Source organism: Niallia circulans (assembly GCF_007273535.1).
GTDB classification, from domain to species: domain Bacteria; phylum Bacillota; class Bacilli; order Bacillales; family Cytobacillaceae; genus Niallia; species Niallia circulans_B.
Map to the genome: position 1 here is coordinate 2,095,784 of NZ_RIBP01000004.1, position 21,269 is coordinate 2,117,052.

The following is a 21,269-nucleotide window of genomic DNA, read 5'->3' on the forward strand; positions in this document are numbered from 1 at the left end:
TGTGACGAATGGAAATCCGATATCCATATTTGCACTCGGTGGTTTAAATGAGATAGGAAAAAACATGTATGTAATAGAATATAACGATACAATATTAGCAATTGACTGCGGTAATAAATTTCCTGATGAAAGCTTGCATGGAATTGATTTGATTATCCCTGATATCAGTTATTTAGTAGAGAATAAAGACAAGGTAAAGGCATTAATTGTCACACATGGACATGAAGACCATATCGGCGGTATTCCGTACCTACTCAAACAATTGAATGTCCCTGTTTATGGAACTAGATTTACGCTTGGGTTGATTGAGCTGAAGCTAAAGGAGCATGGTCTTGTTCGGGATACGGAAATGATTGAAATTAACAATACGTCACAATTGCAATTTGGTGAGATTAAAGCCGAGTTTTTTAAGGTGAATCACAGTATTCCTGATTGCGTTGGTATTGTGTTCCGCACGCCACAAGGTAATATTGTGCATACAGGAGATTTTAAATTTGATTTAACACCTGCTAATAAGGAAAACTCTGATATTCATAAAATGGCACAAATTGGGTCAGATGGTGTACTGCTGCTTATATCTGAAAGCACAAATGCAGAACGGCCTGGTCTTTCTCCTTCTGAGCAGTTAGTTGGAAACCATATCCTCGAAGCATTTCAAAAAGCCGATAGGAAAGTGATTTTGTCAACGTTTGCATCGAATATTAACAGGGTACAGCAAGTAGTCGATGCAGCAATGAAAACGAATCGCAAGCTGGCGCTTCTTGGCAGAAGTATGCTTAATGTGGTGGAGGTAGCAATGGATAAGGGGTATTTACAGGTACCTGAGGGATTACTTATTGATCAGGACGAAATTGAGCTTTTCCCTCCTGAAAAAGTAGCGATACTTTGTACAGGCAGCCAAGGCGAACCATTAGCAGCACTTGCCAGATTATCGACTGGGAATTTTCGTGGAGCTGAAGTTCTGCGCGGTGATACTGTCATTTTTGCGGCTGGTCCAATTCCGGGAAATGAGCGATATGTATCTCGTGTTGTTGATAATTTCTTTGCAATCGGTGCGAAGGTAATTTACGGATCTGGTAGTACGTCAGGCATGCACGTATCTGGACATGGCTATCAAGAGGATCTAAAATTAATGCTCACACTAATGAAGCCGAAATATTTTATTCCGATTCACGGTGAGTACAGGATGCTCAATCAGCACCGCAATCTTGCCGAATCAGTCGGTGTAGAAACAGGTAATACCTTTATCATCGGCAATGGCGATGTTGTCGACATTCAATCGGAAAAGGCTAGATTTACAAGAAAAGTTCATGCAGGCAACACCTACATCGACGGAATCGGAGTAGGAGATGTAGGTGAAATTGTATTGAGAGACCGTAAACAGCTTTCAGAGGATGGCATGCTTGTTATTGTGCTGACAATGAGTAAGCAAGAAAAGAAACTAATAGCAGAACCAGATACCATCTCAAGAGGCTTCGTTTACGTTAGAGACGCAGAAGACCTGATTCGCTCCGTAAACCGCGTAATTAAAGAAGCAGTCTCCACTGTTGATGCAAGAGGCAGAAATCAGTGGGGAGCAATTAAGCAAGAAGTCAGAAAAGCAGCAGGTCAGTATATATTTCATCAAACAAAACGAAAACCGATGATTTTACCGATTATTATAGAAGTATAAAAAAAAGGAGACTCCTACAGCGATAGGCTATAGAAGTCTCTCTTTTTTATCCAGTAAGCCATTCTTCACTTCCGCTTAGAAAGCAAAAAATACCCCCCGATAAGCAGAAACAACAGAGGTGTAAGAAACTTAAGTGTTTCCTGCCCTACTTGTATAAAAGTAATCGAGTCGATAATATCTTCATAAAACAGCAGAAACCCCGCCAAAAGCAGAAACAGTACACCATTCATCAGCCCTGATCCTGCCTTTTGGTGGAAGAGAATAAATCCTAAGGCGATAATCAGCAAAAAAGTTCCTGTATCATTTGGCCAAATGGCTAATTTATTGACAAGATGAAAATGAAGGCCAAAACCAGTCAAAATCACGCCAGGCAATATCGAGCTATAATCCTTGCCTAAAAACCCCTGAAACAGAAATGCTAATCCAACGATGATAAGCAAGGTCGGCCAGGAATAAAAAGACTCAAAAGGAGTTATCTTCAGCACTTTAAGCAAAAAGTAAATTCCAAACCCTACTAGTGCAACACCAGTAAATAATTTATGAGATTTCATATTTCCTCCGTTTCCAGTAATACAAACTTGAATCCAAATGATATCTTTGTTAATGTACTTGAGTGGATAGCATTGCATATGCTATTTAGAACTGTACATTTAACAAAATAAATTCCAAAAAAACAGCTGTTTTCATAGATAATTTTGGCATGTATGTATACACTATTACTAGTAACTAAAGATAGTATAAAACTGAGTTTGCCAATAATACTATATGTTAACATATCAATTCACAATTTGTTCACAATTATAGTCATATTTGTTGCACATTTGCGCTTGTTTTTTGTTATAATAAATACATGTTTAGAATAATTATAAATAAAGAATCGGATTTTTATTGAAATCTTTGGGGGTGTCAATTACTTATGCATATAGTTGTCGTTGGACTAAATTATAAAACGGCCCCAGTAGAAATTAGAGAACGTTTAACATTTGACTCTTCTGCACTCGGGGAAGCAATGAGTCAATTACAAAAGAAAAAAAGCATTCTGGAAAATATCATCATTTCTACTTGTAATCGTACAGAAATTTATGCTGTTGTCGACCAATTGCACACTGGTCGTTATTATATAAAAGAGTTTCTATCTGAATGGTTTGCGATTGACCAAGCAGAATTCAGTCCATATATATTTATTTACGAACAGGATGGAGCAATGAACCATCTTTTTCAAGTTGCATGCGGTTTAAATTCTATGGTCGTAGGAGAAACTCAAATTCTTGGTCAGGTTCGTACGAGTTTCCTTGAGGCTCAAGCCATTGAATCTTCAGGAACAGTATTTAATCAATTATTTAAGCAAGCTGTTACACTTGCTAAAAAAGCCCATACAGAAACAGACATTGGAGCAAACGCAGTTTCTGTCAGCTATGCTGCTGTAGAATTAGCAAAAAAAATATTCGGTACATTAGACAATAAAAATGTGCTGATATTAGGTGCAGGGAAAATGGGCGAGCTTGCTATTCAAAATCTGTACAGCAATGGAGCGAAAAATGTAACGGTAATAAACCGGACATTTGAAAAGGCACAAAGCTTGGCAGAACGTTTTGAAGGTCAAGCGAAATCCCTGAGCGAGCTGCAATGCGCATTAATTGATGCTGACATTCTTATCAGCTCAACTGGTGCTAGTTCTTTTGTAATTACAAAAAGCATGATGAATACAGTGGAAAAGATTCGCAAAGGAAAACCGTTATTTATGGTTGATATTGCTGTACCACGAGATTTAGATCCTGCACTTGCAGAATTAGATAGTGTGTTCTTATATGATATTGACGATTTAGAAGGCATAGTAGAAGCAAACCTGCAAGAGCGTCAAAGAGAAGCAGCGAAAATTATGCTCATGATCGAACAGGAAATAGTCGAATTTAACGAATGGCTTCATTTGTTAGGAATCGTACCAGTCATTTCAGCTCTTCGTGACAAAGCATTAGCGATTCAAGGTGAAACGATGAAAAGCATTGAACGAAAGCTGCCGCATTTAAGTGACCGTGATAAGAAAGTCTTAAACAAACATACGAAAAGCATCATTAACCAAATGCTGAAGGATCCGATTCTTCATGCGAAAGAGCTTGCTTCTTCAGAGAATCGCGAACAGGCAATGGAGCTATTCGTGCAAATATTCAACTTGGAGCAGGATGTCCAAACTCAAACAACAGTTGTGAAGGAAGAGAAAAAAGTCGTGTCTTCTTTACAGCCCAACTTTCAAGGCTGAAAAAATAGACCTTAAAGCTAGATTGTTTAAAAGAGTTTTGGCATTATAGTATATGAAGCAACATTTTTTTCTCAAGGTTTTAACTGTTAAAGGGGAAACATATATGACAGATGCTTATTTAACTAGACTTCATGAATTTACGATTATTCTTTATGCAATATCTGTGCTCTTATACTTTTTTGATTTTATGCATAATAACCAGAAAGCCAATAGAGCAGCTTTCTGGTTACTTTCATTTGTTTGGCTCTTGCAAACCTCCTTTCTGCTTATTTATATGGTGGATACGAAGAGGTTTCCTGTGTTGACAATTATGGAGGGGCTGTACTTTTACACGTGGGTGCTTGTTTCCTTCTCGCTTTTAATCAACAAGCTTTTGAAAATAGACTTTATCGTCTTTTTTACAAATGTGCTCGGTTTTATCATAATGGCCATACATACATTTGCGCCAATGCGAGAGGGGACGGAGATTGCCACACAGGTAATTTCTGAGCTGCTCCTCATTCATATTACGGCAGCATTGCTTGCATACGGCGGTTTTTCGCTGTCGTTTATTTTTTCTCTATTATACTGTGTTCAATTTAATCTGTTGAAAAAGAAAATTTGGGGGAAAAGGCTGAGGCGGATTCCTGATTTAACAAAATTGGAGAATATAGCTTACCTTTTTAACGTATTCAGCGTTCCTTTATTGCTGATAGCTCTCATTCTCGGCATTCAATGGGCCAGTGTTCAGGCACCGGGTTTTGTCTGGTATGACCCAAAAATACTTGGTTCCTTTCTTGTCCTTTTTATTTACGGGTGCTGTTTATATGCAAGGGTAACGCATAAACTAGTAGGGAAAGGAATTGCTTACTTCAATATTGCATGTTTTTTAATACTGCTGATTAATTTCTTTTTGGCAGGGAATTTTTCAACGTTTCACTATAAGTAATTATGCTACATAAAGCCGAAATGCGGCTAAAAGTTTAAGCAGGAGGCATACTGATGCGAAAAATTATTGTCGGTTCAAGACGAAGTAAATTAGCTATTACACAAACAACATGGGTTATTAATCAATTGAAAAAATTAGACCCATCCTATGAATTTGAAATTAAGGAAATGGTTACAAAGGGTGATGTTGTGTTAGATGTGACATTATCTAAGGTTGGCGGAAAAGGACTATTTGTGAAAGAGATTGAACAAGCGATGCTTGATAAGGAAATTGATATTGCTGTACACAGTATGAAGGACATGCCTGCTGTACTTCCATCAGGTTTGATTATCGGGTGTATTCCACAAAGGGAGGATCACCGTGATGCGTTAATCAGCAAGGGTCATATCCCATTGAAGGATTTAAAGGAAGGTGCTGTTATTGGGACAAGCAGTCTCAGACGCGGTGCACAGCTATTAGCAGTAAGACCTGATTTGGAAATTAAATGGATTCGTGGCAATATTGATACGAGATTAAAGAAGTTAGAAACAGAAGATTATGATGCAATAATTCTCGCTGCAGCAGGACTTGCAAGAATGGGCTGGACAAGTGATGTTGTTACAGAATTCCTAGATCCTGAAACTTGTTTGCCGGCAGTTGGTCAAGGGGCATTATCCATTGAGTGCAGAGAAGATGATAAGGAAGTACTGGAGTTATTAAGCAAGCTGTCGTCAGAGGAAACGACGAAGACTGTTTTTGCGGAAAGAGCCTTCTTAAACAAAATGGATGGCGGCTGCCAAGTTCCAATTGCAGGGTTTGCCCAAATGGTGAGTGAGCAAGAGCTTACGTTGACAGCACTTGTAACCTCCCCTGATGGCAAAACAGTTTATAAAGAGGTGCTAACAGGCACAAACCCAGTAGAGCTTGGTGAACAGGCTGCTGAACTGCTCACAGAGCAAGGAGCAAAGAAATTGATAGACAGCTTGAAAGATGAGAACATTATTGATGCATAACCCACTGCAAGGAAAAAGCATTCTGATACCGCGGGCGAGGAAACAAGCAGCAGCCCTTTCTGACAGGATTAAGCTTTTAGGAGGAAAGCCTGTCGAAATTCCGCTGCTTGCCTTTCGCAGCCTGCCTTTGACTGAAAAAACCAAGGAAAAGCTTCTTGAAGGCGGATTTGCTTGGCTTTTGTTTACGAGCAGTAACGGAGTGAATGCTTTTTTTCAAGCTTGGGAGTTTAAAGCGCCAGAGCATCTTAAAATAGCTGTCATTGGGGACAAAACTGCTGAAACGTTGGCACACTATGGTTATAATGCAGTATTCATTCCATCTTCCTTTGTTGCCGAAACGTTTGCTGAAGAGTTTTCGCAGGAAGTGGCAAACCAGGAGGAAGTGCTTATAGTCAAGGGAAGCTTGGCGAGAAATGTACTGTACAGTTCGTTATTGGAAGCTGGAATTGCCGCAGAGGAAGCAATCATCTATGAAACCTATTTTCCTGAACAGAGCGAAGCACTGTTAGTCAAAGCGTTAAGAGAGCAGCAATTGGATGTGCTTCTGTTTACAAGCTCGTCTACAGTGGAATATTTTATGGATGTGGTTCGTACATATAAGCTTCAACAATCAGTTAAGACCTGTACAATCGCATGTATTGGGCCAATAACGAAGGAAAAGCTAAACGATTATGGTATAAATGTTGATATTTATCCCGACAATTTTACAGTAGATAGTATGCTGGATCGATTAGTTGAATTTTTACAAGAATAGGGGAGAACGAAATGTCATTACAATTTAACCGTCACCGCAGACTGCGTCAATCTGCTAGCATGAGAGCATTGGTAAGGGAAACACATGTGCATGTGGACGATTTGATTTATCCTATTTTCATTGCAGAAGGTGAGAACATTAAACGGGAAATCTCATCAATGCCTGGAATCTATAATCTGTCCATTGACCGTCTGAAGGAAGAAATGGACGAAGTACAAAGCCTTGGCATTAAATCAGTCCTATTATTCGGTATCCCTCTTGAAAAGGATGAATGCGGGACACAGGCATTTCATGATCACGGCATTGTCCAAGAAGGAATTCGCTTCATCAAAAAGAATTATCCGGAGATTGTCATTATTGCTGATACATGTCTTTGCGAATATACAAGCCATGGACATTGCGGTATCGTGGAGGACGGTCGTGTCTTAAATGACGAATCATTGGAATTACTTGTTAAAACAGCTGTAAGTCAAGCAGAAGCTGGTGCAGATATCATTGCTCCATCTAATATGATGGACGGCTTTGTTGCGGCTATCCGTAAAGGTCTTGATGAAGCAGGCTACTTAGATACACCAATTATGTCATACGGAGTGAAGTATTCTTCCGCATTTTACGGACCATTCCGTGAAGCAGCTGACAGCACACCGCAATTTGGAGACCGTAAAGCATATCAAATGGACCCTGCAAACCGTCTTGAAGCATTGCGAGAAGCAGAATCAGATGCAGAAGAAGGGGCAGACTTTATGATTGTCAAACCTGGTATGCCGTATTTGGATATTGTTCGTGATATGAAAAATACCTTGAAGATGCCAATCGTTATTTACAATGTGAGCGGGGAATACAGCATGGTAAAAGCTGCTGCACAAAATGGCTGGATTGATGAAGAGCGTATTGTAATGGAAATGATGGTCAGCATGAAACGTGCCGGAGCAGATTTGATTATGACTTACTTTGCGAAAGATGTTGCACGCTGGTTGAAAGAACAATAAGAAAAGAGGGATAGCATGCGTTCATATGAAAAGTCAGAAAAAGCATTTAAGGAAGCAGTTGAATTAATGCCAGGCGGGGTTAACAGCCCTGTTCGCGCCTTTAAATCAGTGAAGCGGAATCCGGTGTTTATGGATTCAGGCAAAGGCTCTAAAATTTACGATATTGATGGCAATGAATACATTGATTATGTACTTTCATGGGGTCCTCTTATTTTAGGACATGCCAATGATCAAGTTGTGGAAGCAATTAAAAAAGTCGCAGAACAAGGGACAAGCTTTGGTGCTCCGACTCTAATAGAAAACGAACTGGCAAGGCTTGTAAAAGAAAGAGTGCCAAGCATTGAGATTATTCGTATGGTATCCTCTGGAACAGAAGCTACGATGAGTGCAATCAGGCTTGCGAGAGGCTATACAGGCAGAAATAAAATTATTAAGTTTGAAGGCTGCTACCACGGCCATGGTGATTCTCTGTTGATTAAAGCAGGTTCAGGTGTTGCAACACTTGGCTTGCCAGATAGCCCAGGCGTTCCAGAAGGAGTTGCTGCCAACACTATCACGGTTGCCTATAATGATCTTGAAAGCATTAAATATGCTTTCGAAAACTTTGGTGATGATATTGCTGGAATCATCGTTGAGCCAGTTGCTGGCAATATGGGTGTTGTACCACCTAAAGATGGCTTCCTGCAAGGGCTGCGTGAGATTACAGACCAATACGGAGCATTGCTTATCTTTGATGAGGTTATGACAGGCTTCCGCGTTGATTATGGCTGTGCACAAGGCTATTTCGGCATTACTCCTGATCTTACATGTCTTGGCAAGGTAATTGGCGGAGGACTTCCAGTCGGCGCATATGGCGGAAAAGCTGAGATCATGAATCAAATTGCTCCAAGTGGACCAATTTATCAAGCAGGAACATTATCAGGTAATCCGTTAGCGATGACAGCGGGCTTTCAGACATTGTCTCAACTGACACCTGATAGCTATCAGCAATTTATTCAAAAAGCAGACAAGCTTGAAGCAGGCTTAAAAGCAGCGGCTGAAAAATATGAGATTCCATTCACTATTAACAGAGCAGGCTCTATGATTGGCTTCTTCTTCACAAATGAAGAGGTTGTTGATTATGACAGTGCGAAAACCTCTAACCTGGACTATTTCGCTGCCTTTTATAATGAAATGCTAGAGCAAGGTGTGTTCTTGCCGCCATCCCAGTTTGAAGGCTTGTTCTTATCAACTGCTTTAAGTGATGATGATATTGTACATACAATTAAAGCAGCAGAAATCGCTTTTTCAAAATTAAAATAATCATGATAAAAATCCAAAGTACCTGATTAAGGCTTTGGATTTTTTTTGTTTTTTGCTCAACTTTTTAAATTCATCAACCTTCATGGTAAAGAAGTATTCATAAAAGCGAAAGGAAGTTCATAAATTGTAATTGACATAGTGATTAAACGTGAAAGGAATGAAGGGAGGAGTCGCTTTGTCTCAAGAAAATTCGTCTATTTTACGGTTTTCATTGGAAGAGTCAGTTTGGTTTCAAAAAGGACAGGAAGTAGATGATCTGCTTTCCATTTCACTGGACCCGAATATAACCATCCAAGAAAACGATCAGTATATTACCATTCAAGGTTCATTAGAATTGACAGGTGAATACAATCGCACACAAAACATCCAGTCTGAAGAAGAGGAATTTAAGGCTCCGAAACTAGTTCATTCTGTTTTGGAAAGGGAAGAAGGGGTTTATGAGTTTCTACATCATTTCCCTATCGATATTACCATTCCGTTCTCACGCGTCCAAAGCGTCGATGATATCGAGGTGGAAATTGAAACATTTGATTATGTATTTCCAGAAAGAAGCTGCTTGAATCTTACTGCTGAATTATCGATTGCAGGCTTAACAAACGAAGAGCAAGTAAGTGTTGAAGAAGATAATGATGACCAATGGCCTGCATTTTATTCTGAAAGGGATGAAGAAGCGGAACGGGCAGATGTAACTAATACTCAATCGGTATATGAGTTTGTTGAACAAGAAGATGAGCTTGAGGCGTTAACGCGAGGCTATGGTCACAGGCAGCCAGATGAAGAGGAAGAAATAGAGATTACGGCTAGTTCTAGCACGGAGGAAGTGTCTTTTGGAGATCCAGACGAAGAAATAGAGGCAGCTTCATACAGAGAAACAACAGATGAAGAGGCTGAGCGTGTTGAAATTGAGGTGCAGCCATTTCAAAGAATCAGCCCATTGATGGAGGAAGACGAGCGAGTTTCTGCTGATTCAGGGTTAGAAGAGTATGAGCCGTTCGAATTAGAAGTGCGTAAAGCACCTCCTGAAAAAGAAGATGACTGGGAAGAGGATGACATTTCACAGGTGCCGTTGTTTACAGAAGCAGATGTACAGGAGGAGCCGCCTCCATTTCAGGCTGCACCTGTTGCGGACACCAGGCAGGAATTGAAGGTTTCCTTATTCAGAGCAGAGGAAGAAACGTTCCCGGCAGAGGATGTTTTTGATAAGCCAGTCCCGGAATCCTCTGAGCTTAAGCTCGATGAATCAACAGCAGAATATGCAGAAAAGGAAGAATCTTCCTCGGAGAATGACCATGGGACGAAGAAGAAAAAAGGCCTTTTTGCTAAAAAGAAATCATTAACCTTCACTGAATTTTTTGCCCGAAAAGAAGAAGAAACACATACGAAGGTTAAGGTTTGCATCGTTCAGCAGGGAGATACGATTGAGAAATTAAGTGAACGCTATAATGTCAATGTTCACACACTGTTGAAGGAAAACCATTTGGAAGTCAATCAGGATGTTGCAGAAGGGCAAGTGCTATATATTCCTATTAAATTGGCAGAAAAATAAGTTTTGCAAAAGTGTTTGAAAAAGGGTAAAGCGAAGCCCCGTTATCATCATGTTTGGAGATGAAGCCAATCTCTTTTTCGTAATAAGAAAGTGTGGGCGCATATGAGTGAAAAAAACACGATTAAAAAGTATACCCCCATTTTAGAACCGTATGGAGTCGAGCCTAATTTTGTGGAGGAGTTCGGCAGAATCGTAAAGATATACTGCAGTAAGGGCACATTTGCCCTTAAATCGATAGATCCACATAAAGGCTCTGACTTTATCCGTCATGTCAGGACATTGTACCAAAAGGGATATAATCGAATTGTGCCGATATATCCAACGGTCGATGGAAGATATGCAGTCTTGCATGATCATAAGCTGTATTATTTAATGCCGTGGCTCCCAAATGAAGATCGGGAAAGCTATTTCAAAAAGCATCAGCAGATGTTCAGGGAGCTGGCAAGGCTGCATATACTTTCCTCGAAAGAAGTAAAGGTTGAAAAGGAAGATAGAGAAGAGCATTATGAAAATACTCTTTTGGAACTGGAAAAGGAACAGGAGTTTCTGGATGGTTATATTGAGGAGTGTGAAAACACTGAATATATGTCCCCATTCCAATGGATGTTTTGTATGTATTATCACGACGTAAGGCAAGCGTTGAAATATTCCGAAACAAAGCTGAAGGAATGGTATGAAGAAACAAAGGACGATGAGAAGGCGAGGGTTTCGATCATCCATGGGAAAATCTCACCAGAGCATTTTCTATATGATGAAAAAGGGTACGGTTATTTCACCAATTTTGAGAATGCCAAGTTTGGCTCCCCAAGCCATGACCTGCTTCCGTTTATTGCCAGATCCTTAAAAACAGCTCCAAAGCAGAATAACGATTGCTTAGAATGGATTTATACTTACTTCAATTATTATCCGCTTCGGTCAGATGAAATGCTGCTTTTTTTAAGCTATCTGGCACATCCTGGACCTGTTATTCGGATATGTGAGAAATATCATAAAAGCGATAAAAAAAAGAACGAGCGCAAATATGCGCAAAGCTTGTTAAAACAATATTGGCTCCTGAAGAATACCGAATATATCGTCATGCGGATTGACGAAATGGAACGGGAAAAAAAGGCACAGCAGGAAGCGCAAAAAGAGACCCAAGATTCATAAAATCTTGGGTCTTAAATTATTTCCAAGTATATGGACAAGGCCAAAACAATTAACAGGGATAAAAAGAGGACATCGAAGGTAGTCGGCAATAGCATCGTTCGCACTCCTTGAAAAATGCAAAACGGAAGGATAAACCGCGCACATGCATTGCGAACCCCTTTAAGCCAAGGTGGATATGTGTATGGATTGAATTTTTTCTTCATAAGAATAAACCTCCTTTCAATCCTTCTCCTAAATATATGGTGGCTTGAGCCTATTAAGTACTGTTAAATAGCTCCACTTTTTTGGTCCATTAAAAAAAGTGCGCTTCAATTTGCTGGGCAAATGTATAAATTGAAAAAAATAAGGTTAACCTTATTGACGAAAATAACTTTTATTCGGTATTATCTATATAAATAAATAAAAAAGGCAATGACAGGGAGTAGTACAATGCTTAGTTGTTTTGTAGAGAGGAAATCACATGCTGAAAGATTTCCATTCAACTTTCATTGGAAGGTAGCCCTCGAGCTTCTTTTGCGAACGGTATAGCTCATTAGTGAAAGACGGACAGTATCCGATATCATCTTTGAAAGAGCCAATATTTTTATGTTGGAAAAAAGGTGGTACCGCGAAAAACTCCCTTCGTCCTTTTATGACGAAGGGAGTTTTTTATTTGCCAAAAAAATTCAAGAATTGAAATAATTTCTTTTAGGAGGTTTATGGATATGGAAACAAATGAACTATCAATGCCAACAAAATATGATCCCCAATCCATTGAAAAAGGACGCTATGATTGGTGGCTGCAAGGTAAATTTTTTGAAGCAAAGTCAGATGAGGAGAAACAGCCTTACACAATCGTTATTCCTCCGCCGAACGTAACAGGAAAGCTTCATTTAGGTCATGCATGGGATACTACTTTGCAAGATATATTGACAAGAATGAAAAGGATGCAAGGCTATGATGTTCTTTGGCTGCCGGGAATGGACCATGCAGGAATCGCTACACAGGCAAAGGTAGAAGAAAAGCTTCGTGCCAACAACATCAGCAGATATGACTTAGGCAGAGAAAAATTTGTTGAAGAGACTTGGAAATGGAAGGAAGAATATGCAAGCCATATTCGTGAGCAATGGTCAAAGCTTGGACTTGGGCTAGACTATTCAAGAGAGCGATTCACTCTTGATGAAGGGCTGTCAAAGGCAGTTCGTGAGGTATTTGTTTCTCTTTATAACAAGGGCTTAATCTACCGCGGTGAATATATCATCAACTGGGATCCTGCTACAAAAACAGCTCTTTCTGATATCGAGGTTATTTATAAAGATGTTCAAGGTGCTTTCTATCATATGAAATACCCGCTTGCAGATGGTTCTGGCTATATTGAGGTTGCTACGACTCGTCCAGAAACAATGCTTGGAGATTCTGGTGTTGCTGTTCATCCAAAGGATGAAAGATATCAGCATTTAATCGGAAAAACAGTTATCCTGCCAATCGTTGGAAGAGAAATACCGATTGTAGCAGATGACTATGTGGAAATGGACTTTGGTTCTGGTGCAGTTAAAATGACACCTGCACATGACCCGAACGACTTTGAGGTAGGTAATCGTCATAATCTTGAACGCATTCTTGTTATGAACGAAGATGGCACAATGAACGAACGTGCTGGCAAGTATGAAGGCATGGACCGCTTCGAATGCCGCAAGCAAATTGTCAAAGACCTTCAAGAGGCAGGCGTTCTATTCAAAATTGAAGAGCATATGCATTCTGTTGGACATTCAGAGCGCAGCGGTGCAGTTGTTGAGCCATACCTTTCTACACAATGGTTCGTTAAAATGCAGCCATTGGCAGATGCAGCTATTGAATTGCAAAATAATGAAGAAGAGAAAGTTCAATTCGTTCCAAACCGTTTTGAGAATACGTATTTGCACTGGATGGAAAACATCCGTGACTGGTGTATTTCTCGTCAGCTTTGGTGGGGACATCGCATACCAGCTTGGTATCATAAAGAAACAGGTGAAGTATATGTTAGCGACAAGGCTCCTAGCGATATCGAAAATTGGGAGCAAGATACAGATGTATTGGATACATGGTTCAGCTCCGCTTTATGGCCGTTTTCAACATTGGATTGGCCAGATACAGAAGCTGCTGACTTTAAACGTTATTATCCAACAGCAGCACTTGTAACAGGCTATGATATTATTTTCTTCTGGGTTTCTCGCATGATTTTCCAAGGCTTGGAGTTTACAGGTCAAAGACCGTTTAACGATGTATTGATTCATGGACTTGTTCGTGATGAGCAAGGCAGAAAAATGAGTAAATCATTAGGTAACGGTGTTGATCCGATGGATGTTATCGCACAATATGGTGCTGACTCCTTACGCTACTTCTTGTCAACTGGAAGCTCACCAGGTCAAGATTTACGCTTCAGCATGGAGAAGGTTGAGTCCACTTGGAACTTTGCTAATAAAATTTGGAACGCATCTCGATTCGCACTAATGAACATGAACGGATTAACTTTCGAAGAAATCGACTTGTCTGGAGAGAAATCTGTTGCAGATAAATGGATTCTGACACGTTTGAATGAAACAATTGAAACAGTAACACGTCTGTCTGACCGTTATGAGTTCGGTGAAGTTGGCCGTATTCTTTATAACTTCATTTGGGATGATTTCTGTGACTGGTATATTGAAATGGCGAAGCTGCCTTTATATGGAGAGGACGAAGCTGCAAAGCTGACAACACGTTCGATTCTTGCTTATGTATTAGACAATACAATGAGATTGCTGCATCCATTCATGCCATTCATCACAGAAGAAATCTGGCAAAACCTGCCGCATGAAGGTGAATCAATCACAACTGCAGCATGGCCAGAGGTTAATACTAGCTTTACTGATAACAAGGCTGCTAATGATATGAAGCTGCTTGTGGAAATCATACGTTCTGTAAGAAACAGCCGTGCAGAAGTTAACACACCGATGAGCAAGAAAATCAAAATTCTTCTTAAGGCACAGGATGAGACAATTAAAGCAACATTAGCAGAAAATAAAGCATATATTGAGCGCTTCTGTAACCCAGAAGAATTGGAGATTGCAACAGATATCGCAATCCCTGATAAGGCAATGACTTCTGTTATTACTGGTGTAGAGATCATCCTTCCACTTGAAGGACTTATCAATATGGAAGAAGAAATTGCCCGTCTCACAAAAGAGCTTGATAAATGGACGAAAGAAGTAGACAGGGTTCAAAAGAAATTAAGCAATGAAGGCTTTGTAAAAAAGGCTCCGGAAAAAGTCATTGCAGAAGAAAAAGCAAAAGAACAGGACTATCTGCAAAAGAAAGCAACTGTTGAAGCACGAATCAAAGAATTAAAGGGCGATGCATAATTTCCCTAAAACTAGACGAACCCTTTATTTACTGAGGGTTCGTCTTCCCTATTTAACGATAAATCAAAAAAGAGGTGTATGAAATGTTTCAGACGTATGAAGAGGCATTGCAGTGGATACATGGCAGACTGCGCCTTGGCATCAAGCCTGGATTGACAAGAATGCATATGATGATGGAAAAGCTTGGTTTTCCTGAGAAAAAAATCAAGACTATTCATATTGGCGGTACAAATGGGAAAGGATCAACTGTTACCTACTTAAGAAGTATATTGGAAAGTGCTGGTTTAACGGTAGGAACCTTTACATCTCCTTACATTGAGCAATTTAATGAAAGAATCAGCATTAATGGTGTTCCAATAACAGATGAGGAAATTATGAAGCTGGCTAATGTCCTCTTCCCGATTGTTGTGGAAATGGACAAGGAGGAATTAGGTGGACCGACAGAATTCGAAATTATTACTGCCATGTCGTTTTACTATTTCGCAAATGTTCAAACACCAGATATAGTCTTATACGAAGTCGGTCTTGGCGGACGTTTTGATTCAACTAATATTATCCATCCATTACTATCTATTATTACAAGTATTGGTCTTGACCATACTGCTATTTTAGGAGAAACATATGGTGAAATAGCCTTTGAAAAAGCAGGTATCATCAAGGCAAACACACCAATTATTGCAGCAGTTAAGCAAGCGGAAGCAAAGGATGTAATTGTGAGACGGGCGCAGGAGGAAGCTGCTCCATATTATTTATTAGGAAAGCATTTTGCAGTGGAGAACTACCAATCAAATGAAGATGGTGAAAGCTTTACATTCAAAACAGCGGCAGCTAAACTTACTAATTTGCAGATTGGCATGCTTGGGGAGCACCAGGTAGAGAATGCATCTTTAGCTGTTATGGCAGCAATGCAGCTAAAAGAAGAGCTGTGTTTAAGTGAAGACCATATTCAAAAAGGATTGCTTCATGCGAGGTGGACAGGCAGACTGGATGTATTATCAAAGCATCCGTATGTACTTGTTGATGGAGCCCATAATCAGGAAGGGATAGAAGCATTAGTTGAAGTACTAGAATCAAGATATAAGGAGAAGAGGAAAAGCATTTTATTTGCTGCATTGTCAGACAAAAAAACGGATAAAATGATAGGGAAGCTTGATAATGCGGCAGATGATATAACATTCACAAGCTTTGATTTCCCAAGGGCAGCAACAGGGGAGGCTTTGTATTCCGAAAGTCATCATTCAAATAAATTCTTTACGAATGATTGGAAAAAAGCAATCACAGACAAGCTAGAAGTAATGAACGAAAATGAAATGCTTGTAATAACAGGTTCCCTTTATTTCTTAGCAAATGTACTTGCGTACTTTAAGGAGCAAAATTTAGGAGAAAAGTAACAGATTTTTTTACAAATTTTTATATATTATTACGCAAAAAAAATATAGTATAATACTAATAGGCAAAAAGTTTGAAATTTCGTAATAGGAAATAAATTAACAGCATGAGCTACATGCATCTTTTATAGAGGAGAAATTAGGTGAAACACTTGGTTAAATCATCTACTAAAAAAATAATATGGGCAATTTGGATTGTGCTTATCCCTGTTGGGCTATGGCTGACATATCATCTTTTTCCACCAGACATAGCAGGGGAGTATGGTGATTTGCTGGCGTTTTTAATCTTTATGGCTATTGTTGCAAGCATGCCGATGGTCATTAATGGTGTCCCTGTTTTTTTCCTGCAGTGGGCAACCATTTCTGTTTTTTTAATATTCGGTTTATTTGTCGAGATGGTGCTTGTGCAAATAGCTCTGCTCACCTTGATGCTGCAAATGCGTCTTGATAAAAAGTCCCTATTTCGATTGCCGATGAACTCTGCTATGTTTTTAATTGTGTCATTTCTGAGCGGTGTTTTGTATTATAGTCTCGGCGGAAGTCATGGAACAGATCTGCTGTTTCATGTTGATACCTTTTTACTTATTCTTTTTTACCCGCTTATTTATTTTATATTAAACGCGTTTATCCTTTATTGTATTGACCGGTTAGTATATAAGAGGAAAACAAGCTTCTTTACGAAAGACAGTATGTGGGAATTTTTTACGACACTTATCACCTATCCTGTAGGCTTTGCGCTGTACATTATGTATTTGGATATTGGCTTAATGGCACTTATTCTTATTGGAATTCCGTTTATATGCCTATCTGTTGTGCTGAAACAGTATCATTCTAGCCAAACAATTAACAGCTACTTAAAGAAAATAGCTGAAATCGGTCATCAATTGTCACAAACTTTGTTTGTGAAGGAAACAATTAATTTGTTTATTGATAATATATTTGAGCTGATTAAGGTTGATGTTGTCTATGTAGACCAGGTTAACAGCAAAAATGAACTAGAGTCGATTGCAAGAGTGGAAAAACAAAAGCGGCTTCCGATTTTCTCTGATGTGTTAAAGGAAAATGAAGGAATTATTGGCAGAGTGCTCGCCGCTAAAAAGCCGGCTGTCTTCCATAAACGGGAGGACTGGGAAGAATTGAATAAAGGGTTTATGCCAGATTATATTGAAAGTGTATTGTGCATGCCAATCATAAAAAACAATTCAGTTATCGGCATTCTCCTGTTAGGAAGCGTTCAGAAAAAGGCGTTTGCCCATATGAAGCTGATGATACTAGACTTGCTATGCACTCAATTTGCAGTTGCGCTTGATAATGCAAGATACTTCGAGAAAACAAAGGAAAACAGTGAACGCTGTGCACTGACAAAGCTTTATAATTACCGATACTTTGAGCAGCATTTAACAGCTAAGTTTGCGGAGATGGATCAAAACCTTATTAAAGACTTAACTGTCATCATGCTTGATATTGATCATTTTAAATCCATTAATGACACGTATGGCCATCAGGCAGGTAATGAAATTTTAATGGAATTTGCGGACAGAGTAGAGAGATTAATTGGCAAGCATGGCGTTGTAGCAAGATATGGGGGCGAGGAATTCGTGATTCTTCTTGAAAATACGCCAATGGAGGAAGCCCAAGAAATTGCCGAATTTTTAAGGAAAATGATTGAAACTCGATCTTTTTCAATTAAACAGAATATGGATGAAAAGCAAAGCGAATTGCAAGTTAACATAACAGCATCATTAGGGCTTGCAAGTGCTCCTATGCATGCCGATGAAGCGATGGCATTAATCAGGCATGCAGACAGAGCGCTTTATGTTGGAGCAAAACGAGCAGGCCGAAACCGAGTCGCATGTTATATGAAATAGAACTTCTATTAATTTATATAGTTGTTCTTTTTTTTTTGTTTTTTGCTGATATCGATCCGGCCTACTAAAGGATTGGGAGGAAGGACCGATAACACTATGGAATATACGGAATAACAGCCAGTAAATATTCCTGCAGAAAAGACTACCCTAGTAAAAAAGTCCCTGATATAATAAAGGTACTATTTTAATAGATTATTAGAAGCAAGAACGGAGTGAAAAAATGAGGAGAGCTTCACGTTTCAGCAAGTTTTTTATATTAACCATGCTGTCATTGCTGTTAATTCCATTAAATGCAAATGCGGCATCATCAGCTCCAACAGTTAACTTTACAGTGACACCGTCACAGAGTGTAATTGTTAAACCGGCAAACAGTCCGGCACAAGGCAGCTTGGATATACGTTTATCTCCGGAAGGAAAAGCGACAAATGCGAACCGTTCTCCAATTGATGTTGCTTTTATTTTCGATAAATCAGGTTCAATGGATGAGCTTGGAAAAAACCCGTATAAATTTTTAAGTGCAAAAAATGCTATGTCGGAAGCAGCAGCATATTTCAGTCAGGATCCGAATAAAAATGACCGATTTGCTCTAATCCCTTTTTCTTCAGATGTTGAAACAGATAAGGTTGTTACATTTCCTGTAGTGGCTACGCCAACTACAGATAATGTTAAAGCAAACCTGCAGACAATCAAAAGCAAGGCAAAGGACCTAACTGCTGTTGGCGGAACAAACTATACGCAATCCATCCAAAAGGCAATGAGTATGTTAACAACTGGGAATAACACTTCCAAGAAGTACATCATTTTTATGACGGATGGAGAACCAACGTCTTCCAAAAACGTGGAAACATTTACGGACAGAGTATGCCAATATAAATATTTTTGCTATGACAAAAAAGTTCAGGATACAGTCACGTACACTATTTACACAAACAATACAGCAACTGCCGTTCGTTCTAACGGAGATGTTGTTTCTAACAGCTTAAATACAGTGCAAACAGCAATTAAATCGCAAGTAAATGAACAGGTTGATGCACTTGCTGATAATAATATTAAGATGTATTCCATCGGCTTTGGGACAAATAGTGAAGTAGATATGAGTTATTTAAGAAACTTATCGGAAAAAACTGGTGTAACAGCACAGCAGGCTTCAACAGATACGATTGCGAAAATCTTTGAAGACATTTCACAAAAGGTTTCGACACCAACAATAACGACTACAGTTAAAATCAATATTTCTAAATATGCCAATACAGTTAAGTTGGCAGACAATGCAAATGCTACATTGGACAGCTCGGGTAATGTTGTCATTAAAAAGGATATCCTTTTCCCAATCAATCAAAATGTTAATGAACCGATAGATGTATCCCTTCCTTTGACATTTAGTGAGAAGGGGACATATACCTTTGATAATATAACGCTCGAATATACCGATTTAGACGGGAAAATGCAGCAAAAAACAACTTCTGCCACGATAACAGTAAAAGATGATGCACCTGCAGGCTTCCAGTCAAGTATGACATTATCTAAAGTCGTTAATGACTTAAACAGTTTAGTCAAAACAAGTAATGCAAATGATAAGACGAATTATTTCAATGTCAATTATTCCTTAAAACCAACAAACCTTGTGAATAGCACGGTTACCGGGAAATTAAAGGATTTAGTCATTGAACAGCCATTGCCTGCCGGTGTCACCATTATCCCTAAAGATAATGTGAAGCAAGAAACAAGAAACGGGCAGAATTACGCGATTATGACACTAAGTGATGTGTCCAATTATGCAAAAGGCAGCTTCTCACCATCAGAAATTACGGCTTCCATGCAGCTGAAGGTTGATTGGGCGGTCACCAATATGACAATGCCGCTTGCAACCTTGAATTATACAGATTCCCGTTTTTCATACGGTAGTAAAACAACCATCCCAGCTGCCAAAGATATGATTAACATGAAGGTGCAGCTAAAGGAAAACACTGCGAATGTGTACACGGGTGATGCAGCCGGAACCATTGAAAAAAGAGATCAAGCGACAAATACGAAAAAAGCAAGTACACAAGATTTTAAGGAAGATTACGGTCTGCAAAAAATACCAGTAAAAGATATGGTTTATAAAGCAGGCACAAACAATCAAGCAATTGAAATCACTTATAATGATGACAGTAAATCGTATTTGTACTTCACACCAGATTATGATTTGACAGGAACATCATCAGGCACAAAATATTCAAGTGGAGCCAAAGTTTCAGAAGCTGTGGAAGCGAAGCTTATCCAAAAAGTAGCCGGTGATGATGTTGTATATTCTTATAAGATTGATAATGGCAAAGACACGACAGGCTGGATTAAGTTTGATCCAAGTAAAGCCATCACAATAGACAAAACAGGTGAAAATAAGATTTATGTGAAGGCAGAAGGCGGATTTGCTAACAGCCAAGAAATCACTAAAACTATTACGATTGAGCATAAAGTTCAATCCATCACGGTAACTCCAAATCCGATTAACATTACAAGGGGCAGCACGGCAGATTTCTCTATTGCTATCAATCCAAATAATGCGACAAACAAGAACTTAGATATTAGTATTGGAGATACATCGATAGCTAGTATTCTTAATGGCAAGTACAGCATATATGGCGAGAAGCAAGGTGAAACAGAGCTTATTGTCAAAACAAAGGACGGTTCAAACCTTGTGGTGAGAATACCAGTTTCTGTGACAGATCCGTATATTGCTCTTGATGAAATTAAATTCACGAAACCAGCCTATCAAGTTAAGGTTGGCGAAGAGCTGCCAGTAACAGACAATCTGATATTTAATCCAAGCAACGCGACAGATAAAGATATCATTAGTGTTGTGGCAGAGAAAGAAGGTAAAGTGGACGTCATTGAAAAAGGCGGCGAGTATTACCTTGTAGGTAAAGATGTAGGCTATACAAATGTGACAGCAACAGCAGAAGAACAAAGAGATAAGAAAACGCCAAGTGCAACCACATTAATTGAAGTTGTTAAAACTAAAGATACAGATGACGGCAATAATGGCGGGTCTGGAAACAGCACGGATGGTAAATGGTAATAGGAAA

General features: G+C 39.2%; 15 protein-coding genes and 1 other annotated feature. Of the genes, 13 read left to right on the top strand and 2 right to left on the bottom strand.

From position 1 onward, the window contains the following. Positions 1 to 64 precede the first annotated feature (64 nt). Complete coding sequence (locus CEQ21_RS18220) at positions 65 to 1,672, top strand: ribonuclease J (RefSeq protein ID WP_235907398.1); 1,608 nt, start codon at positions 65 to 67, stop codon at positions 1,670 to 1,672. A gap of 65 nt (positions 1,673 to 1,737) precedes the next feature. Here the strand turns inward: CEQ21_RS18220 and CEQ21_RS18225 are convergent, their stop codons facing one another. Next, the gene (locus CEQ21_RS18225) at positions 1,738 to 2,223 is read right to left on the bottom strand and encodes a LiaI-LiaF-like domain-containing protein (protein ID WP_185765740.1); all 486 of its coding nucleotides are present in this window, start codon (positions 2,221 to 2,223) and stop codon (positions 1,738 to 1,740) included. Between the two features lie 365 nt (positions 2,224 to 2,588). Between CEQ21_RS18225 and hemA the strand changes: the two genes are divergently transcribed. The 8 genes from hemA to ysxE all read left to right on the top strand — a co-directional run bounded on the left by hemA (position 2,589) and on the right by ysxE (position 11,589). Beyond that, entirely contained in the window at positions 2,589 to 3,929 is a 1,341-nt protein-coding gene (gene hemA / locus CEQ21_RS18230) for a glutamyl-tRNA reductase (RefSeq protein ID WP_185765741.1), read from the top strand. A gap of 103 nt (positions 3,930 to 4,032) precedes the next feature. Next, complete coding sequence (locus CEQ21_RS18235; protein ID WP_185765742.1) at positions 4,033 to 4,857, top strand: cytochrome C assembly family protein; 825 nt, start codon at positions 4,033 to 4,035, stop codon at positions 4,855 to 4,857. 53 nt (positions 4,858 to 4,910) lie between these two features. Further along, a complete protein-coding gene (gene hemC, locus CEQ21_RS18240; RefSeq protein ID WP_185765743.1) occupies positions 4,911 to 5,849 on the top strand; it encodes a hydroxymethylbilane synthase in 939 nt (312 codons plus the stop codon). Beyond that, positions 5,842 to 6,603 (top strand): uroporphyrinogen-III synthase, encoded by a 762-nt coding sequence (locus CEQ21_RS18245; protein WP_235907400.1) that lies wholly within the window; start codon positions 5,842 to 5,844, stop codon positions 6,601 to 6,603. The genes hemC and CEQ21_RS18245 overlap by 8 nt, the downstream gene beginning before the upstream one ends. Before the next feature lie 11 nt (positions 6,604 to 6,614). Continuing rightward, positions 6,615 to 7,592, top strand: a complete 978-nt coding sequence (gene hemB, locus CEQ21_RS18250) for a porphobilinogen synthase (RefSeq protein WP_185765745.1) — start codon at positions 6,615 to 6,617, stop codon at positions 7,590 to 7,592. Positions 7,593 to 7,607: 15 nt separating this feature from the next. After that, a complete protein-coding gene (gene hemL, locus CEQ21_RS18255; protein ID WP_185765746.1) occupies positions 7,608 to 8,894 on the top strand; it encodes a glutamate-1-semialdehyde 2,1-aminomutase in 1,287 nt (428 codons plus the stop codon). A gap of 175 nt (positions 8,895 to 9,069) precedes the next feature. Continuing rightward, on the top strand, positions 9,070 to 10,440 hold the full coding sequence (locus CEQ21_RS18260; RefSeq protein ID WP_185765747.1) for a LysM peptidoglycan-binding domain-containing protein: 1,371 nt from the start codon (positions 9,070 to 9,072) through the stop codon (positions 10,438 to 10,440). Between the two features lie 102 nt (positions 10,441 to 10,542). Beyond that, complete coding sequence (gene ysxE / locus CEQ21_RS18265) at positions 10,543 to 11,589, top strand: spore coat protein YsxE (RefSeq protein ID WP_185765748.1); 1,047 nt, start codon at positions 10,543 to 10,545, stop codon at positions 11,587 to 11,589. Positions 11,590 to 11,600: 11 nt separating this feature from the next. On the opposite strand, the gene CEQ21_RS18270 is transcribed toward ysxE, so the two are convergent. Next, complete coding sequence (locus tag CEQ21_RS18270; RefSeq protein WP_127737227.1) at positions 11,601 to 11,792, bottom strand: hypothetical protein; 192 nt, start codon at positions 11,790 to 11,792, stop codon at positions 11,601 to 11,603. A 199-nt stretch (positions 11,793 to 11,991) separates the two neighbouring features. Continuing rightward, positions 11,992 to 12,221: a binding site (T-box leader), on the top strand. A gap of 72 nt (positions 12,222 to 12,293) precedes the next feature. Between CEQ21_RS18270 and CEQ21_RS18275 the strand changes: the two genes are divergently transcribed. The 4 genes from CEQ21_RS18275 (at position 12,294) to CEQ21_RS18290 (ending at position 21,262) form a co-directional block, all read left to right on the top strand. Further along, entirely contained in the window at positions 12,294 to 14,945 is a 2,652-nt protein-coding gene (locus CEQ21_RS18275; RefSeq protein WP_185765749.1) for a valine--tRNA ligase, read from the top strand. 83 nt (positions 14,946 to 15,028) lie between these two features. Beyond that, on the top strand, positions 15,029 to 16,336 hold the full coding sequence (locus CEQ21_RS18280) for a bifunctional folylpolyglutamate synthase/dihydrofolate synthase (RefSeq protein ID WP_185765750.1): 1,308 nt from the start codon (positions 15,029 to 15,031) through the stop codon (positions 16,334 to 16,336). Between the two features lie 140 nt (positions 16,337 to 16,476). Beyond that, positions 16,477 to 18,201, top strand: a complete 1,725-nt coding sequence (locus CEQ21_RS18285) for a sensor domain-containing diguanylate cyclase (RefSeq protein ID WP_235907282.1) — start codon at positions 16,477 to 16,479, stop codon at positions 18,199 to 18,201. Positions 18,202 to 18,421: 220 nt separating this feature from the next. Next, positions 18,422 to 21,262: a vWA domain-containing protein gene (locus tag CEQ21_RS18290; RefSeq protein WP_185765751.1), complete on the top strand. Its 2,841-nt coding sequence runs from the start codon at positions 18,422 to 18,424 to the stop codon at positions 21,260 to 21,262. Positions 21,263 to 21,269 lie beyond the last annotated feature (7 nt).

Bases quoted from the DNA above. Each gene is read 5' to 3' on its own strand.
- CEQ21_RS18220 (WP_235907398.1), top strand. From the start codon at position 65: ATGTATGTAATAGAATATAACGATACAATATTAGCAATTGACTGCGGT.
- CEQ21_RS18225 (WP_185765740.1), bottom strand. From the start codon at position 2,223: ATGAAATCTCATAAATTATTTACTGGTGTTGCACTAGTAGGGTTTGGA.
- hemA (WP_185765741.1), top strand. From the start codon at position 2,589: ATGCATATAGTTGTCGTTGGACTAAATTATAAAACGGCCCCAGTAGAA.
- CEQ21_RS18235 (WP_185765742.1), top strand. From the start codon at position 4,033: ATGACAGATGCTTATTTAACTAGACTTCATGAATTTACGATTATTCTT.
- hemC (WP_185765743.1), top strand. From the start codon at position 4,911: ATGCGAAAAATTATTGTCGGTTCAAGACGAAGTAAATTAGCTATTACA.
- CEQ21_RS18245 (WP_235907400.1), top strand. From the start codon at position 5,842: ATGCATAACCCACTGCAAGGAAAAAGCATTCTGATACCGCGGGCGAGG.
- hemB (WP_185765745.1), top strand. From the start codon at position 6,615: ATGTCATTACAATTTAACCGTCACCGCAGACTGCGTCAATCTGCTAGC.
- hemL (WP_185765746.1), top strand. From the start codon at position 7,608: ATGCGTTCATATGAAAAGTCAGAAAAAGCATTTAAGGAAGCAGTTGAA.
- ysxE (WP_185765748.1), top strand. From the start codon at position 10,543: ATGAGTGAAAAAAACACGATTAAAAAGTATACCCCCATTTTAGAACCG.
- CEQ21_RS18270 (WP_127737227.1), bottom strand. From the start codon at position 11,792: ATGAAGAAAAAATTCAATCCATACACATATCCACCTTGGCTTAAAGGG.
- CEQ21_RS18275 (WP_185765749.1), top strand. From the start codon at position 12,294: ATGGAAACAAATGAACTATCAATGCCAACAAAATATGATCCCCAATCC.
- CEQ21_RS18280 (WP_185765750.1), top strand. From the start codon at position 15,029: ATGTTTCAGACGTATGAAGAGGCATTGCAGTGGATACATGGCAGACTG.
- CEQ21_RS18290 (WP_185765751.1), top strand. From the start codon at position 18,422: ATGAGGAGAGCTTCACGTTTCAGCAAGTTTTTTATATTAACCATGCTG.